Consider the following 16194-nt stretch of genomic DNA (forward strand, 5'->3'; position numbering starts at 1 on the left):
TAATACCGCGGTCAGTTATAAAGATAAAGGCACTCAATGAGTGCCTTTATCTTATTCTGTGTATAAAAAAACGATGATTAAACGCTATAACCCAAGCTTTTCTAATTGAATATACGATGATAAATCACGCCTATTAATACCTGGCATATAAGGAATTTCCCCTAATTTCACACCCGGTAAATTAAGCTCTAGCATTTTTATCATTTCTGCGTAATTTTCAACTCCAGGGTTAACCCGATTAGCAACCCAGCCAACCAGCTCTAAACCATCAGCTTCAATAGCTTCAGCCGTAAGCATGGCGTGGCTTAAACACCCTAATTTAATGCCTACCACTAAAATGACAGGTAACTTTTCTTGTTTAACCCATGTAGACAAGAAATCGGTACGTGTAACGGGCACACGCCACCCCCCCGCTCCTTCCACTAATACCACATCAGATTTCGCTTTAAGGTGTGCTAAGCCCTGTGAAAGCACATCAAAATCAATGGTTTTACCTTCTCTTTCTGCAGCCAAATGCGGCGAGACCGGATCTTTAAACGTATAAGGGTTCACTTCTTGATAAGTAAGCTCAACCGGCGATGTTTGTTGTATAAATAAAGCATCTGAATTGCGAAGTCCTTCGGCTGTTTCTTCACTGCCTGAAGCAATAGGCTTGTAACCTGCCATTTGAATATTGTGCTGACTGGCCGCTTGTAAAATAGCGCGACTACTGACTGTTTTACCGACTTCGGTATCCGTCCCAGTAAGGAAAAAAGCATTAGTCATTAATTAAAACTCCAAAACAAACTTGATACGTGGCGGGTAATAAATGGCTTTCATCACGATAGGCATCATAGGCATGCTCTAACGCGTTCAATGTTTTACGACCTAATAACACATTTTTCCTTTTTTGTTGCAAATGTGTAGCGCCAATTCCTTTTAGATCTTTCATTAACCCCAATGCTGATGGGTAATGAACGACTATGGGTGAGAATACTAATTTATCTATCTGTGTTCCTGTTTGCGCCAGCGCAACTTTTATTTCATTTTCTGTTTTAAAATCATTAACATGTTGATATTGATCAACTTGTGCCCACGCATCTTTTAACTCATTTAACGAACCATCAACCAACGTTGTGAAAAAGATCATACCGCCCGGCCGAACAATACGCTTTAATTCTTGAAGTGGTACAGCTAAGTCATCACACCACTGTAACGCCAAGCTACTAAATGCGATATCATAGCTATTGTCTGCCAATGGCAAATTTTCAGCATCAGCCAATAGATAATCACAATCACTATTACAGCGTTGCTTGGCTTGCGCTAACATTTCTAAAGACAGATCAACTGCCGTCACATTAAAGCCAAGCTTTACCAATTCCGCACTAAAATATCCCGTACCACAACCTACATCGATCGCTTTTTTATGGCTTCCTACGGCATGAAGATGAGGTAATTCCTCTAATAATAAATGCCCAACTTTACGTTGAAATGCCGCGGCGTTATCGTAATTTTTTGCCGCTTTACCAAAAGCCGATGCAACCGCTTGTTTATTTATTGGCATCGCTGGCTCGGTATTTAACGCCGTATTAAATTTATCCATTATATTGCTCATTAATTACCTCATTTAATGATGCAGCAAGCAGACGAATATCTTTATCATTATGTGTCGCTGTTAATGTGACGCGAAGACGAGCTGTATTTTGAGGAACCGTCGGAGGACGAATTGCACCTACCCATAATCCACGCTGTTTTAACTGCTCAGATATCGCGATAGTTTGTTCACTACTACCAATAATTATCGGTTTTATAGGGGTAATGGTGTACTGCAACGGTATAGAAGCATCGAGGTGCTGGGTGAACAAATCACTTAACGCTGTTAATTTTTCTCGTCGCCAAGGTTGTTGCTGTATCACTTCACATGCTTTACTTAATGCATAGGCTTGAGCTGGCGGCATTGCTGTTGAGTAAATAAAGTGTCGTGCAAACTGAATCAAATATTCAGCAGTGTCGTTATCACATAATATTGCAGCGCCTTGAAGCCCAAACGCTTTACCGAATGTGATCACTAAAATATCTGCTTTTATTCCGCTCGCTGCACAACTCCCTCTTCCTTCATCGCCAAGTACACCACACCCATGTGCATCATCAACCACTAACCAACTTTTTTGTTTATCACAAACATGACGTAATGCTTTAAGCGGTGAACAATCACCATCCATGCTAAATACGCCTTCTGTAATCACCATTCGTGCTTGGTTAGGTTCAAGGACTTGTTTATCAAGTAATCTATCTAGGGCATCAATATCATTGTGTGGAAAACGCTTCATCATTGCTGGTGATAACATGCCCGCTTCCATCAATGAAGCATGATTCAACTTATCTTGGTACACACTGTCGTGCTTTTGTAATAGCGTAAAAAGCAAAGCTTGATTTGCGCTAAATCCGCTACTGAAAAGTAACGCCCTGTCATAACCGAGCCATTCCGATAATTGCGCTTCTAGATTTGCATGGGGAGAGTGATAACCTGTCACTAAGGGTGATGCGCCACTGCCAGCACCATATAGGCTCAACCCTTGCTGCCATGCTTCGATGATTTCAGATGACTGTGCTAATCCCAAATAATCATTACTTGAAAAGTTAACAAATGATTGTTGATCCGCAGAAATGTGTCCTGATTCATTACCCAGCTTACGAGATAAACAAGTACGGCTACGATAAAGCCTTTGTTTATCTCGTTCTGCTAACGCATGGCGAAAGCGTTGACTAAACAGAGGCATCGTAAAAGATGTCATCTTTAGTCGGGCGAGATGCCACACGTTGTGCCACTTTGCCTAATAATTCATGCTCTTGAACTTCATCAGGTTTCGCTGCTTGTTGCTCACTGTTAATCCCTAACTTAGCAAACAACTGCATGTCTTTATCTTCACCTGGGTTTGGTGTTGTCAGTAATTTGCAACCATAGAACACAGAATTAGCACCCGCCATGAAACAAAGCGCTTGCATCTGCTCATTCATGTCTTCACGACCAGCTGATAAACGTACCGCTGACATTGGCATAATAATACGGGCAACCGCAATAATACGTATAAAGTCAAAAGGATCGACATCATCAACACTTTCTAACGGTGTCCCTTTCACTTTGACCAACATATTAATCGGTACACTTTCAGGGTGAACAGGCAGGTTCGCTAGCTCAACCAATAATCCGGCGCGATCACGCGAGCTTTCACCCATTCCAATGATCCCACCTGAACAAATTTTCATCCCAGCATCACGAACATGAGATAACGTATCAAGTCGATCTTGATAAGTACGTGTGGTGATAATATTGCCGTAATATTCAGGGGAGGTATCAAGGTTATGGTTGTAATAATCTAAACCAGCATCGGCAAGCGTATCGGCTTGATCACTGGTGATCATACCCAGCGTCATACACGTTTCTAAACCCATTTCTTTTACGCCTTTAACCATATCGAGTAGATACGGCATGTCGCGCTCTTTCGGGTTCTTCCAAGCCGCTCCCATACAGAAACGGGTTGCGCCTGATTGCTTTGCTTTATTTGCAGCGTCTAGGACACGCTCAACTTCCAATAAGCGTTCCTTATCTACATCGGTACGATAATGAGCACTCTGTGGGCAATACTTACAATCTTCAGGACATGCGCCTGTTTTAATCGAAAGCAAAGTACTGACTTGTACTTGATTAGGCTGATGATATTGACGATGTACTTGCTGTGCTTCAAAGACTAAATCCATAAAGGGTTTATCGAATAAAGCTTGGACTTCCTCTACTGTCCAATTATTACGTACTTCCACAGTCTGACCTCAATTATAGTTATCTTACGACTCACAAGGACTTGCTCGATCCTTCATGTTTACCTGATGTTTCACAGCTCTATTTGTTAACGTCTTGTTTCACTTTTACTAAGTAAAAAGCTATTAAATGATAACTCTATGAACTATTACTACTTGGCTAGTCTACTAACAGCACGTAGACTGTCAACTATGGATAATAACAGAGGTTTACATCTGTGCAAAAAACAAACAATATAGATATTGATTTTGATAAAGAACACGTTTGGCATCCCTATACATCAACAGTTACTCCCCTACCTTGCTACCCTGTTACATCAGCCCAAGGCGTTTATCTCACCCTTGAAGATGGTACGCAGTTAATCGATGGTATGTCATCATGGTGGTCGACTATTCATGGTTATAATCACCCAGTTTTAACTGAAGCGGCAAAAGCGCAGCTTGATAAAATGTCACATGTGATGTTTGGTGGTATCACCCACCAGCCAGCCGTTGATTTGTGTAAAAAACTCATTTCCATCACCCCAGATCCTTTAGACAAAGTGTTTCTTGCCGATTCTGGCTCTGTTGCCGTTGAAGTTGCTCTTAAAATGGCATTGCAATATTGGCACGCACAAAATGAATCTCGCGCAAAATTTTTAACGGTTAGCCATGGCTATCACGGTGATACTTTTGCCGCGATGTCTGTGACTGATCCAACAAATTCCATGCACCGCATTTATAAAGGGTTTTTACCTGAGCATATTTTTGCCAAATCGCCAGAATGTGGATTTGGGGATAATTGGGATGAAACTGACATTGCTGACTTTGAACAAAAAATACGTCTTCAGCATCATGATCTTGCTGCGGTGATTATTGAACCCATTGTTCAAGGTGCAGGTGGCATGCGTTTTTATCATCCAACGTATTTAAAACGTATTCGTGAGCTCTGTGATCAATACAATGTTTTACTTATTGCTGATGAGATTGCTGTCGGATTTGGTCGAACAGGTAAATTATTCGCCTGTGAACACGCAGAAATAAGCCCTGATATTATGTGCTTAGGTAAAGCGTTAACGGGTGGATATATGACCTTGTCAGCCACGCTGACCACCAAGCATGTCGCCGATACCGTATGCAGCGGTGAAGCGCAATGCTTTATGCATGGACCAACATTTATGGGGAATCCCCTTGCTTGTGCCGTCGCAAACGCCAGTTTAGATTTATTAGCAGAAAATAAATGGCAACAACAAGTCAAAAATATAGAGCAGCAATTAGCGCAGGAACTGCCAGTAATTGCAGAACTTGAAAATGTAAAATCTGTCCGTTGGTTAGGTGCCATCGGTGTGGTTGAACTGCATCACCCTGTTGAAATGAAAAGTATTCAAGAGAAGTTTGTTCAACAAGGCGTTTGGGTTCGCCCCTTTGGCAAACTTGTCTATATTATGCCGCCATTCATTATTAGCTCTTCACAGCTAACCCTACTGACGACTGCAATTAAAAAAGTTATAAGTTCAATATAACGGTCATTAATTCTAGCGAAAATATCGCATGATTTATCATAAAGCAGACAAAAATCTTATTTATGTCTGCTTATACTTTAGGTCATGATGCCAGTACTAAAAATAATAATAATTTAAGTACAGTATCGATGAGAGTACGTCAGCTAGGGCTAAGATTATGCAAATACCTCTGTTTCCACTAGATGTTTATCTATTACCAGGCGGGATCAGCAAATTAAGGATCTTTGAACCTCGTTATATCAAACTGGTAAAAATTGCAGCTACAAACAAAAATGGATTCGGTTTGTGCATGTCAATCGATAATACGATCTGCCACTTTGGCACACGCGTAGTTATCACTGATTTTGATTCCTTACCAGACGGTGTATTGAGTATCACAATTCAAGCCGTTGAGTTATTTCTTATTGACGATCATTGGCGTGATGAAGACGATCTTTTCTTTGGCAGGATATCTTCCGTCCCTAATTGGCAAAGTACTGATATTAACTATACCGATGTTGAGATAGCAAACAGCCTTAAAGTACTTTTCCAAGAACATCCAGATCATGCAAGCTATTACCCTGCCCCTAATTTTGAAGACATGACATGGGTATGTCAGCGCTGGCTTGAAATTTTACCCTTAGAAGTCAACCAAAAGCAGTGGTTCATGAGCCGAAACGACCATACTGCCGCCTTATCTTTTCTACACACGGTAATTGATGATAATTTGCAGAAAAATGATCCATAACTAAATTAATGACGTATCACTATGTAACTATTCACTATTTATATCAATACACATTGAGATTATGTCTATTATTACATACCCTAATTCTCAATCTAGTCATCATTATAGGTTGAGAACACCCACAATGAATGAGATCAGTATTGAGCAACAAAAACAATTACTCGTTAGTGTAGCAACAGACCGTGATAAAACGGCCTTTTCCGCTATATTTTCTCATTTTGCGCCAAAAATCCGCTCTTATGGTTTAAAACACCTCAAGCATGATGCGAATGCGATGGAGCTTGTTCAAGAAACAATGCTTACTGTTTGGCGTAAAGCACACCTTTTTCATCCTGAGAAAGGGGCTGTATCAACATGGGTTTACACAATAATGCGTAACCAATGCTTTGATATTCTACGTAAGCGTCAAGCAACAAAAGAAGATAATTACAGTGATGATATCTGGCCTATTTTTGAACAGAGACTCGTCACAACATCTGATGATCCAAGTAACGAACAGCTCAGTGATGAGCTCGTTACATTAATAGCAACATTACCAAAAAATCAACAAGTTGTAGTGAAGGAAATTTATCTCAATCAGCGTTCACATCAAGAACTTGCCGATCAGTTAGGACTCCCAGTGGGGACCGTAAAATCAAGGTTACGCTTAGGCTTGCAAAAGCTGCGTTCGCATTTGGAGAGTGACGATGCCTACTAATAATATATCGTTAATCAAACATCACCCCAATAAACAATTACTCGAGCAACACATAGAAGGTAGATTACCCCTTTCTATGTCGCTGGCTGTGGCAGCACATATTGAACTTTGCCCTCATTGCCAACAGTTAGAATCACAATTAACACCTCAAATTGCCAATGCTTCTTGGGCGCAAGCAAAAGATGCACAACGTGATTTACAGCATGATCTTAAAGTAGATGCATGTTTTTCTGCCATGCTGAGTGACATTACAGAGAGTAGTGATGACAATACGCCATACCATGAGCCAGAGTCCCTTACTATTGAATGTAAAGGTATAACCTATGCATTACCGAGAGCATTCACTAAATTTCATCAGTTAAATTGGCGCAATTTAGGGAAAATTAGTCGTGCTCGATTACCCTTTGAAGAAGGTGAAGTCAGATCCAGCTTATTGCACATAGGCAAAGGCGGTACTATCCCGACTCATACTCATAAAGGCTACGAACTTACGCTGTTGCTTGCTGGGGATTTCGAAGATGAAAACGGGCACTATGTTGCTGGTGATTTTATCTTACTTGATGAGTCACATTCAGGACACAGCCCAAAAACTTCTGAAGGGTGCCTTTGCTACACCGTGTCAAATGCCCCACTTCATTTTACTCAAGGTGTGAGCCAACTGTTTAACAGTATAGGTAAAGCCATATACTAAGACTTACTTACAGCCTCTCGCTAAATTCCTTATAGCTAGAAATACCGTTGAGAGGCTCTATAACCCTATTCATTTATTGACTCATTGCATTTATAATTTTTCACTTCACCTCGACAATATATATTTAACCTGACCATTCATTTACAATTTCAAATATAAGAACAACCTTATTTATAATATAAACAAAATAACGTCGTTTTATATTTCCATTCTTATACAAAAATAAAATCGCACTTGTAGTTTAATTACAACAAATACGATTTCATTTGAAAATAAGTCTTATTTTATTTTTTACTAAACTTATCTATTATTCAAAAAATTAGCATCTTTATTAGGTTGGAATCGCAAAATGTTTGTTTCCAATACTCACCTAATCAATTATTAAACACTCTCTCCAGAAACACACAACCCATTGATTATAAATAAATATAAAAATAATCGCTGATACATAATTGTCAACTAGCATCACATTTCTTTTATTTTTCATCACCTTTGGGATTAAAAAATAGATAGTCATCATCTATTTCCAACCTAAAATACTCTCCCCACTGCGGTTATGCGTTCAGTTATTACGTGTCACTCAGTAAATAATTAAAAATAACAACAAAACAATTTCGTGAAACAACGAAATAACCTAGGTGGGAAATATGTTAAATCTTGCAATATCGGTTATCCCTATTTTGCTTTTAATTTGGATGATGACAAAAAAGAATGCGTTACCATCACATATCGCATTACCAGTGACGGCACTCATCGTTGGTTTTTTACAACTTGTCTATTTTGGTACAGACAGCCAACTTTTAGCCGCAAACGTCATTTCTGGTGCATTATCCGCGATAACGCCAATATCAATTATTGCAGGTGCTATTTTATTAAATCGTACGTTAAACGTATCTGGTGCTGAAGATGTGATTCGCCAATGGTTAGAAGGCATCAGTAAAAACCAAGTCGGTCAGTTGATGATTATTGGATGGGCATTCGCTTTTATGATTGAAGGCGCATCAGGGTTTGGTACCCCGGCAGCAATTGCAGCGCCGATATTAGTCGGTCTTGGTTTTAATCCATTACGTGTAGCCATGCTAGCACTGGTTATGAATTCTGTTCCAGTCTCTTTTGGTGCAGTGGGTACACCTACATGGTTTGGTTTAGGCAACTTAGGACTTCCCGATGCAGAATTGCTTGATGTCGGTCGCCTATCAGCAATTATGCATACAGCGGCAGCGGTGGTTATTCCCGTCATTGCGCTTAAGTTTGTTGTTAACTGGCAACAAATAAAACACAACTTTGTGTTTATCCAACTAAGCATTTGGTCATGTACTATACCTTATGTATGTCTAGCCCAGTGGAACTACGAGTTCCCAGCATTGATCGGTGGCGCAATTGGCTTAACGCTGTCGATTATTTTTGCTCGTTACAATATTGGTTTAGAAAAGCAGACAGATGCTGACAACGATGAAAAATTAGCAAGATTACCATTTGGTACTGTTTTTAAAGCAATGGCGCCAACACTATTACTGATTGTTATTTTAATCGTAACCCGTATTAAGCAACTTGGTCTCAAAGGCCTATTAAATGACGCAACGCCAATGCTACATCTAAATGTAGGTTTTGCTGATTTACACCTTAGCCAAGCGTTAATCATTCAGCTTAGTCATATTTTAGGTACAGATACATCTTGGGCATATAAAACACTCTATGTGCCGGCATTAATTCCGTTTTTTGTGGTAGTGCTTATTTCAATTCCTTTCCTAAAAATGAATATGCAGCAAACAAAACAAGTATTTAGTGATACCGCATCACGCATTAAAACACCGTTTATCGCCCTAGTAGGCGCGTTAATTATGGTGAAGTTTATGATGATTGGTGGAGAGCACTCACCCATTATGACAACGGGTAATGCCTTTGCTGATCTAATGGGTAAAAACTGGCAATACTGCGCCGCTTATTTAGGTGCGCTTGGTGCTTTTTTCTCAGGATCAGCAACCGTTTCAAACCTAACCTTTGGCGCAATTCAGCAGAGTATCGCGCACAATGTTGGGTTGCCTGAAACCACTATTTTAGCCATGCAATCTGTTGGTGGTGCGATGGGTAATATGGTGTGTATTAACAATATTATTGCGGTATCGACCATTCTTGGTATTGCAAATAAAGAAGGCTACATCATTAAGCGTACAGTGATCCCTATGATTTTGTACGGTGTGATTGCAGCATGTGTCAGCATTTTTATCTAATTGTCCCTACATAACATTAGATAAATGATTGGCTTGCTTTCGGGTAAGCCAATCTCAAATATGAACAATCAGGCGGTAACCCGCCACTGGAGCAATAAAATGAAGGTAAACTTTTTTGTCACCTGCCTAGGCGATACAGTAAAAGCTGAAGTTGCCAAAAAAACAGTATGTTTACTAGAACAACTTGGCTGCGATGTGATCTTCCCAGAACGTCAAGGTTGTTGTGGTCAGCCTGCATTAAATAGTGGCTACATTGAAAAAAGTAAGCCGGCAATGAAAAGTATGATCCAAGCTTTTGAGATCAATGACTTCCCTATCGTAACCCCTGCCGGTTCTTGTGCGGCTGCGGTTAAAAAGTACCCTGAGTATTTAGCAGATGAACCAGAATGGGCAGAGCGCGCGAAAAAAGTCGCTGATCGTCTGTTCGAACTAACACAATTTGTTGTACGTCAGCTAGGTGTTGAAAACGTCGGTGCTCGTCTTGAAGGTAAAGGTGTTTACCATCCTTCTTGTAGCTTGATCCGTAAACTTGGCGTACGTGAAGAACCTCTACTTCTTCTAAGCAACGTTGAAGGACTTGAGCTTTTACCTATCGAAAACCAAGAAACATGTTGTGGTTTTGGCGGTACATTCTCTGTGAAAATGTCTGAAATCTCCGGTGAGATGGTGACAGAAAAAGTGCGTCACATTAAAGCAGCAGAGCCTGATTTCTTAATCGGCGCTGATATTAGCTGCTTATTAAATATTGGTGGTCGTATTAGCCGTGAAGGTCAACCAATCAAAGTGATGCACATTGTTGATGTGCTGATGAGTCGTTAAGAGGTCATTATTATGTCAATGAAAACAAGCAACCAAAAATTTAAAGATCGTATTCATGTAAAAATGAAAGACGAGTCTATGCGTGCCGCTGTTGCTAATGCACAAGAACGTATGTTCAAAAATCGCGCTGTTGCTGCGGAGAAACTCGGTAACTGGGAAGAGTGGCGCGAAATGGGTATGGATATCCGTAACCATGTGCTTGAAAACCTAGACTACTACCTACAACAACTTAGCGATAACGTTGAAAAGAACGGTGGTCATGTATTCTTTGCAGCAACAGCTGAAGATGCAACTAACTACATCGAAAAGATTATCCAGCAAAAGAATGCGACAAAAGTGGTTAAGTCTAAATCCATGGTGACCGAAGAAATCGGTATGAACCAAGTGATTCAGCGTAATAACTGTGAAGTGATTGAAACCGATCTTGGCGAATACATTCTTCAAGTCGATGATTGTGATGCGCCATCACACATCGTTGTACCAGCACTACATAAAAACCGTACTCAAATTCGTGATGTTTTCAACAAGAAACTCGGTTACGAAGGCTCTTCTGATCCAGAAGAAATGACACGTTTTGTTCGTAAACATATTCGTCATGATTTCCTTGAAGCAGAGATCGGTATTACTGGCTGTAACTTTGCTATCGCAGAATCAGGCACCGTCACCCTTGTTACCAATGAAGGTAACGCACGTCTTGCAACCAGCCTACCGAAAACGCATATCGCGGTAATGGGTATGGAGCGTATCGTTCCTACGTTTGAAGAATTCGATATTGTTGCGAGTTTGCTATGTCGAAGTGCAGTAGGTCTACCTCTAACAGGTTATGTGACAGCACTTACAGGTCCTCGTGAAGACGGTAACTGTGATGGTCCTGAAGAGTTCCACTTGGTGATTGTAGATAACGGTCGTTCTAAAATTCTTGGTTCTCAATTCCGCTCTATCCTACGTTGTATCCGTTGTGCAGCGTGTGTTAACACGTGCCCTGCATACCGCCATATCGGTGGTCAATCTTACGGCTCAATCTATTCAGGCCCTATTGGTGCGGTACTTTCGCCACTACTTGGCGGCTATGAAGATTTTAAAGATCTACCCAATGCTTGTAGCTTATGTCGTGCTTGTCATGACGTATGTCCGGTGAAAATACCATTGTCTGATTTGCTGCTTAAACACCGTCAAATCATGGGTGAAGAGAAAATCACAGATTCCATGGAGCGAGCTTCCGTCAGTGGATTTAGCTTTGTAAATGCTCACCCTGCACTATGGGATAAAACCGTTAAGATCGGTGCTATCGTTGCAGGTAAACTGATTAAAAATGGTCAATTACCATTTAAAGTTGGTCTACTAAACGCATGGACTCAGACGCGTGATTTACCAAACCCATCGGGTGAGTCATTCCGCAGTTGGTTTAAAAACAAAAATAAATAATTAAGGAGCTTTCCGTATGTCATCTCAAAATGAGCAACGCATTTATAATCGCGATAGTTTCCTTAACAACATCGCTAAACAACTTGGTCGTGAACGTATTACTACCCCAGTAGAGCGTCCAAACCTAAAATATAACTGTCACAAAGACGTATTTGCTGATAAATCACAAGATGAATTAAAAGATATCTTGGTCGAATACACGCAGTCTTCTTTAGGCGCACAAGCTGTTGTGACAACCAAAGCACAGTTAGCAGAAGCACTGCGTAATGTTTGTTTCAAATATTGCAGCGAAGACGAAACAAACATTGATCCTGTTGGTGAAACCATCTTTACCGCAGATACTCGTCTACTTAACATTATTGACCCGAAAGATTTGAGCGCCGATAAGCATGGTGTTTACATTTGGGATCACTCGGCGGGTTACGAAGCAAACATCACAGTAGCTGAACGTGCAAAAGTTGGTGTTGTATTCGCTGAACAAGCGTTAGCAGAATCAGGCACAATGGTACTTTACAGCAACCCAGCACAGGGTCGCGCAGTAAGCCTATTACCAGAAGCTTCTGTATTCGTTGTACCTAAAAGCTCAATCGTTGCTCGTTTAACACAAGCAACTGAGATTCTGCATCAAAAAGCCATGAACGGTGAACGTGTACCTTCATGTGTTAACTTTATTTCAGGTCCGAGCTCGACAGCAGATATCGAGCTGATCAAAGTTGTTGGTGTGCATGGGCCCGTCTTTGCCACCTACATCATTATTGATGATATGTAAGCTTACTTATCACCAATAGTGATAGCAAACTAGTAGGATACTAGTGGTTAAGCACATTACGGGAATACGAATAACGCAGTCTTCGGGCTGCGTTTTTTTATCTAGAATTTAATCTTTTTAAGTATATAATCCTTCGCCTATTAGGCTTTAAGTGGGATAAATAATGCCAGCTATCGATGATCTCGTTTTATTCACTCAAGTTATTGAACATGGCTCATTCAGTAAGGTTGCTGAACTCAATAATGTGACTAAATCCGTTGTTAGCAAGCGTATTAGTAAACTTGAAACCGAATTAGGCTTACAACTTATATATCGCACCACACGAAAGCTAACACTCACAGAACCCGGTGAAGTCCTTTACCATCGTGCTAAAAGTATCAACCATGTTGCTCAAGCTGCTTTTGACTCTGTGAAGGGCTACAGCGAAGCACTCTCTGGTAAAATTCGGATGTCAGTACCGACAATTTCAGGCGAATTAGTATTAGCAAAAGCCGTGTCTGATTTTTGTCAGAAACACCCCGGTCTTTCGGTTGATATGTCGCTAAACAATCACTTTGTCGATCTCGTTGCTGATAACTACGATTTGGTGATCCGTACCGGTTATCTCGAAGATTCAAGCTTAATCGCTCGTCATATTTTTAATTCTCGCTGGGTAATATGTGCCTCACCCGCTTACATTGAACATTATGGCAAGCCAGAAAAACCTAAAGATCTCAATAGCCATAATTGTCTAGGTTATAACCCTCAAAGTACTGGCCCTTTTGACTGGCAATTTATTAAACAAAATAAAATTTACACTCAAAAAGTCAGCGGAAACTTTTCATCCGACAATGCGATAGCGTTGAAAAAAAATGTCCTCGCAGGTAATGGTATCGCTTATCTACCCAATTGCTTAGTTCATGATGAATTAGAGCGCGGTGAGTTAGTTGAATTGCTCTCGGCACATGCGGGGAAAGTGGTGGGGATTTATGCTGTCTATCCGTATACCAGAAAACCTGCTAAACGGATTCAAGCACTGATTGAACATATTCGAGAAAGCTACATGGAAATTAAAGAAAAATTCTAATCTCCATGTAGTATCAATTAGTTATAGCAATCACTTAATTCAAATATAATTAACCGTCGACGAGTTTCATCAATAAATGTCCATCGTACAACGCTTGTTTAACCAAAGCCGCTCCCGGCATCGTCGCTTGAGTGTAAAAACAGCTTTCTTCTATTTCTAAGCCATCGAAATAAACAGGTAAGGTTTGCGAGCTAATACGATCCATAATCGCAGGATAGAGTACCGATTTAGCACGATTAAACTCCCCACCAATCAAAATGCGCTGGGGGTTAAATAGGTTAACCATTATCGCAATGGCTTGCCCTAAATTATGACCTAACTCCACAATAATTTGTCGCGCTAAACTGTCACCTTCTACTGCCGCATCACATACTGATTCAATCGTTAAAGGCATATGATTCAGCATCGATTCATGCCCTGCTTTAAGCTGCGTTTTCACTTGTTCTAAAATGGCCTGTAAACTCGCAACGGTTTCTAAGCAGCCATGATTACCACAAAAACAACGTTTGCCAAACGGCTTAATTTGAATATGCCCAAGCTCACCTACGTTACCGGTTTTCCCTTGCAGCACATTATCATCAAGGACAATCCCCGCCCCCACACCATGATGAATAGAAATCAAAATGGAGTTTGCAATACCACGAGAATTACCGAACAATTTTTCTGCTAAAGCCCATGAACGTGTGTCATTACCGATAAAAACAGGCAGTCCAGTTTCATTGTGAATAATTTCACCCAAGGGTAAATTAGACACATTATAATGTGGCATCTGTAATACCATACCTTCACTGGAATTAACTAACCCTGGTAATGACACTGCAATCGCTGTCATTCTGTCTAGTTCGCTAACATGATTGGCAAAGAAAATGTTTATTTCAGCTAATAACTTTTTAACCACATCTTCTTGATGCAGTTGCTCAATATCTTGACGTTCTTCTACTAGAATTTCGCCGCCAAGTGCATGTAAAGCAATAGTAAGATAACCACGACCTAAACGAATAGATAAAAATTGCCACCCTTCATTGGCAGGAACTAGCCCAATAGCAGGTCGTCCACGGCTACTAGGTTCTTGAAATTGCGTTTCTTTAATTAAATGCGCATCAATTAATTCACGGGTGATCTTAGTAATACTTGCGGGGGCAAGTTGACTGCGTTTAGACAATTCAATGCGTGAGATCGGCCCATACAAATCAATTAGTTTATATACGCTGCCGGCATTATTTCTTTTTATATGATCGATATGGCCTGGCTGAGCGACGTACATGTCGATACTCCTGAGAAAAATCAGCTTAAAAACCTTCGGAAACTAATTTTTTTACTTTGCGAAGTAATTGTGAAGCCTCTTATCGTCAGTACGTGACAAGTATCACTATCAACGACTAAAGACATTGAGTTTCGCTTCTGCGATAATGAAAAAAAGGCTTTTTTGCCTACTCTTTTTTTTAATTAGCGGATTTATTTCACGCAGTAACTTTTCTAATAATGATCATGTTTCATTGACACTAGAATGGTTATAGACGTGAAAATAAGAGGTTCAACGTGTACAAAATTAACGAAGTATTCGAAACAATTCAGGGTGAAGGTGTATTTACTGGCGTGCCTGCAATTTTTGTTCGATTACAAGTCTGCCCTGTTGGCTGCTCATGGTGTGACACCAAACAAACTTGGACAGCAGAGCCACAAGATTTAGTTAGCTTAGAGCAGATCATGGCTAAAACTGGGGACTCACCACTTTGGACTAATCTTGACGCTAATGGTGTAGTGCAATTATTACAAGATCAAAAATATACGGCTAAACATATTGTTATTACAGGCGGTGAACCTTGTATTTACGATCTTCGTCCTTTAACTCATGCACTAGAAGAAGCTGGCTTTAATTGTCAGATCGAAACCAGTGGCACATCTGAAATTCAAACCAGTGATAATACTTGGGTAACGGTATCGCCAAAAATTAACATGAAAGCAAAGTTGCCCGTCTTAGCTTCTTCCCTCGCGCGTGCTAACGAGATCAAGCACCCTGTCGGCACTAGCAAAGACATTGAACAACTTGATGCGCTCATTGATGGCGTGACGCTAAAACCTGATGTCACGATTGCGCTTCAACCTATTAGTCAAAAGCCACGTGCAACAGAACTATGTATTGAAACATGTATTCAACGTAACTGGCGTTTATCGATCCAAACACACAAATATCTAGCCATCGCTTAATCGCTCTGTACTTTGCTTGATTTATAAAACATTTATCAAAAAACCGCTTCGCTTTAATGTTTTACAACGCTAAAGCGAAGCGGTTTCTTGCAAATGACCGATAATTAACCAACTATCACCTCAAATTGCCTATTTCTTTCATCAATTTATCATTTGATTGATATCAATACTTGATGCTTGTCGTAAGAAAGGTAATATTGCTAATACATAAATATCTTTAAGCACGAGATACTTTAATTCCAAAGTCAGTGCCTAAACGGAGAA

At 40.3% G+C, this 16194-nt stretch carries 15 protein-coding genes; 10 read left to right on the forward strand and 5 right to left on the reverse strand.

Annotated features, from left to right (window positions below):
• Positions 1-84: 84 nt before the first annotated feature.
• Genes bioD through bioB form a run of 4 tightly spaced genes read right to left on the reverse strand, consistent with a single transcriptional unit; the run spans position 85 to position 3798 of the window.
• On the reverse strand, positions 85-765 hold the full coding sequence (bioD, locus tag C9J46_RS00670; RefSeq protein ID WP_107290388.1) for a dethiobiotin synthase: 681 nt from the start codon (positions 763-765) through the stop codon (positions 85-87).
• On the reverse strand, positions 758-1582 hold the full coding sequence (gene bioC, locus C9J46_RS00675) for a malonyl-ACP O-methyltransferase BioC (protein ID WP_107245391.1): 825 nt from the start codon (positions 1580-1582) through the stop codon (positions 758-760). The genes bioD and bioC overlap by 8 nt, the downstream gene beginning before the upstream one ends.
• Positions 1575-2759: an 8-amino-7-oxononanoate synthase gene (gene bioF, locus C9J46_RS00680; RefSeq protein WP_107290389.1), complete on the reverse strand. Its 1185-nt coding sequence runs from the start codon at positions 2757-2759 to the stop codon at positions 1575-1577. The genes bioC and bioF overlap by 8 nt, the downstream gene beginning before the upstream one ends.
• Positions 2746-3798: a biotin synthase BioB gene (gene bioB, locus C9J46_RS00685; protein ID WP_107205808.1), complete on the reverse strand. Its 1053-nt coding sequence runs from the start codon at positions 3796-3798 to the stop codon at positions 2746-2748. Before bioB ends, bioF begins: the two co-directional genes overlap by 14 nt.
• A 215-nt stretch (positions 3799-4013) precedes the next feature.
• Between bioB and bioA the strand changes: the two genes are divergently transcribed.
• The 9 genes from bioA to C9J46_RS00730 all read left to right on the forward strand — a co-directional run bounded on the left by bioA (position 4014) and on the right by C9J46_RS00730 (position 13722).
• Entirely contained in the window at positions 4014-5297 is a 1284-nt protein-coding gene (gene bioA, locus C9J46_RS00690; protein WP_107290390.1) for an adenosylmethionine--8-amino-7-oxononanoate transaminase, read from the forward strand.
• Between the two features lie 157 nt (positions 5298-5454).
• Positions 5455-6024, forward strand: coding sequence for an LON peptidase substrate-binding domain-containing protein (locus tag C9J46_RS00695; protein WP_107205806.1), 570 nt, complete (start codon positions 5455-5457; stop codon positions 6022-6024).
• 124 nt (positions 6025-6148) lie between these two features.
• On the forward strand, positions 6149-6721 hold the full coding sequence (locus C9J46_RS00700; protein ID WP_107205805.1) for a sigma-70 family RNA polymerase sigma factor: 573 nt from the start codon (positions 6149-6151) through the stop codon (positions 6719-6721).
• Positions 6711-7412: a ChrR family anti-sigma-E factor gene (locus C9J46_RS00705; protein ID WP_107205804.1), complete on the forward strand. Its 702-nt coding sequence runs from the start codon at positions 6711-6713 to the stop codon at positions 7410-7412. The genes C9J46_RS00700 and C9J46_RS00705 overlap by 11 nt, the downstream gene beginning before the upstream one ends.
• Positions 7413-8059: 647 nt before the next feature.
• Positions 8060-9643: an L-lactate permease gene (locus C9J46_RS00710; RefSeq protein ID WP_107290391.1), complete on the forward strand. Its 1584-nt coding sequence runs from the start codon at positions 8060-8062 to the stop codon at positions 9641-9643.
• A gap of 99 nt (positions 9644-9742) precedes the next feature.
• On the forward strand, positions 9743-10462 hold the full coding sequence (locus C9J46_RS00715) for a (Fe-S)-binding protein (RefSeq protein WP_107290392.1): 720 nt from the start codon (positions 9743-9745) through the stop codon (positions 10460-10462).
• Positions 10463-10474: 12 nt separating this feature from the next.
• Positions 10475-11887 (forward strand): LutB/LldF family L-lactate oxidation iron-sulfur protein, encoded by a 1413-nt coding sequence (locus tag C9J46_RS00720; RefSeq protein WP_107245400.1) that lies wholly within the window; start codon positions 10475-10477, stop codon positions 11885-11887.
• Between the two features lie 16 nt (positions 11888-11903).
• Positions 11904-12656 (forward strand): lactate utilization protein C, encoded by a 753-nt coding sequence (locus C9J46_RS00725; RefSeq protein ID WP_107260753.1) that lies wholly within the window; start codon positions 11904-11906, stop codon positions 12654-12656.
• 163 nt (positions 12657-12819) lie between these two features.
• Positions 12820-13722: a LysR family transcriptional regulator gene (locus C9J46_RS00730; RefSeq protein WP_107205799.1), complete on the forward strand. Its 903-nt coding sequence runs from the start codon at positions 12820-12822 to the stop codon at positions 13720-13722.
• A gap of 49 nt (positions 13723-13771) precedes the next feature.
• Here the strand turns inward: C9J46_RS00730 and C9J46_RS00735 are convergent, their stop codons facing one another.
• Positions 13772-14986, reverse strand: a complete 1215-nt coding sequence (locus C9J46_RS00735) for an ROK family protein (RefSeq protein WP_107205798.1) — start codon at positions 14984-14986, stop codon at positions 13772-13774.
• Positions 14987-15261: 275 nt separating this feature from the next.
• Here C9J46_RS00735 and queE point away from each other — a divergent pair, with 275 nt between their 5' ends.
• Positions 15262-15930, forward strand: a complete 669-nt coding sequence (gene queE, locus C9J46_RS00740; protein ID WP_107290393.1) for a 7-carboxy-7-deazaguanine synthase QueE — start codon at positions 15262-15264, stop codon at positions 15928-15930.
• The last annotated feature ends 264 nt before the right edge of the window (positions 15931-16194 follow it).

This window comes from Photobacterium sp. GB-36 (assembly GCF_003026135.1).
GTDB lineage: Bacteria > Pseudomonadota > Gammaproteobacteria > Enterobacterales > Vibrionaceae > Photobacterium.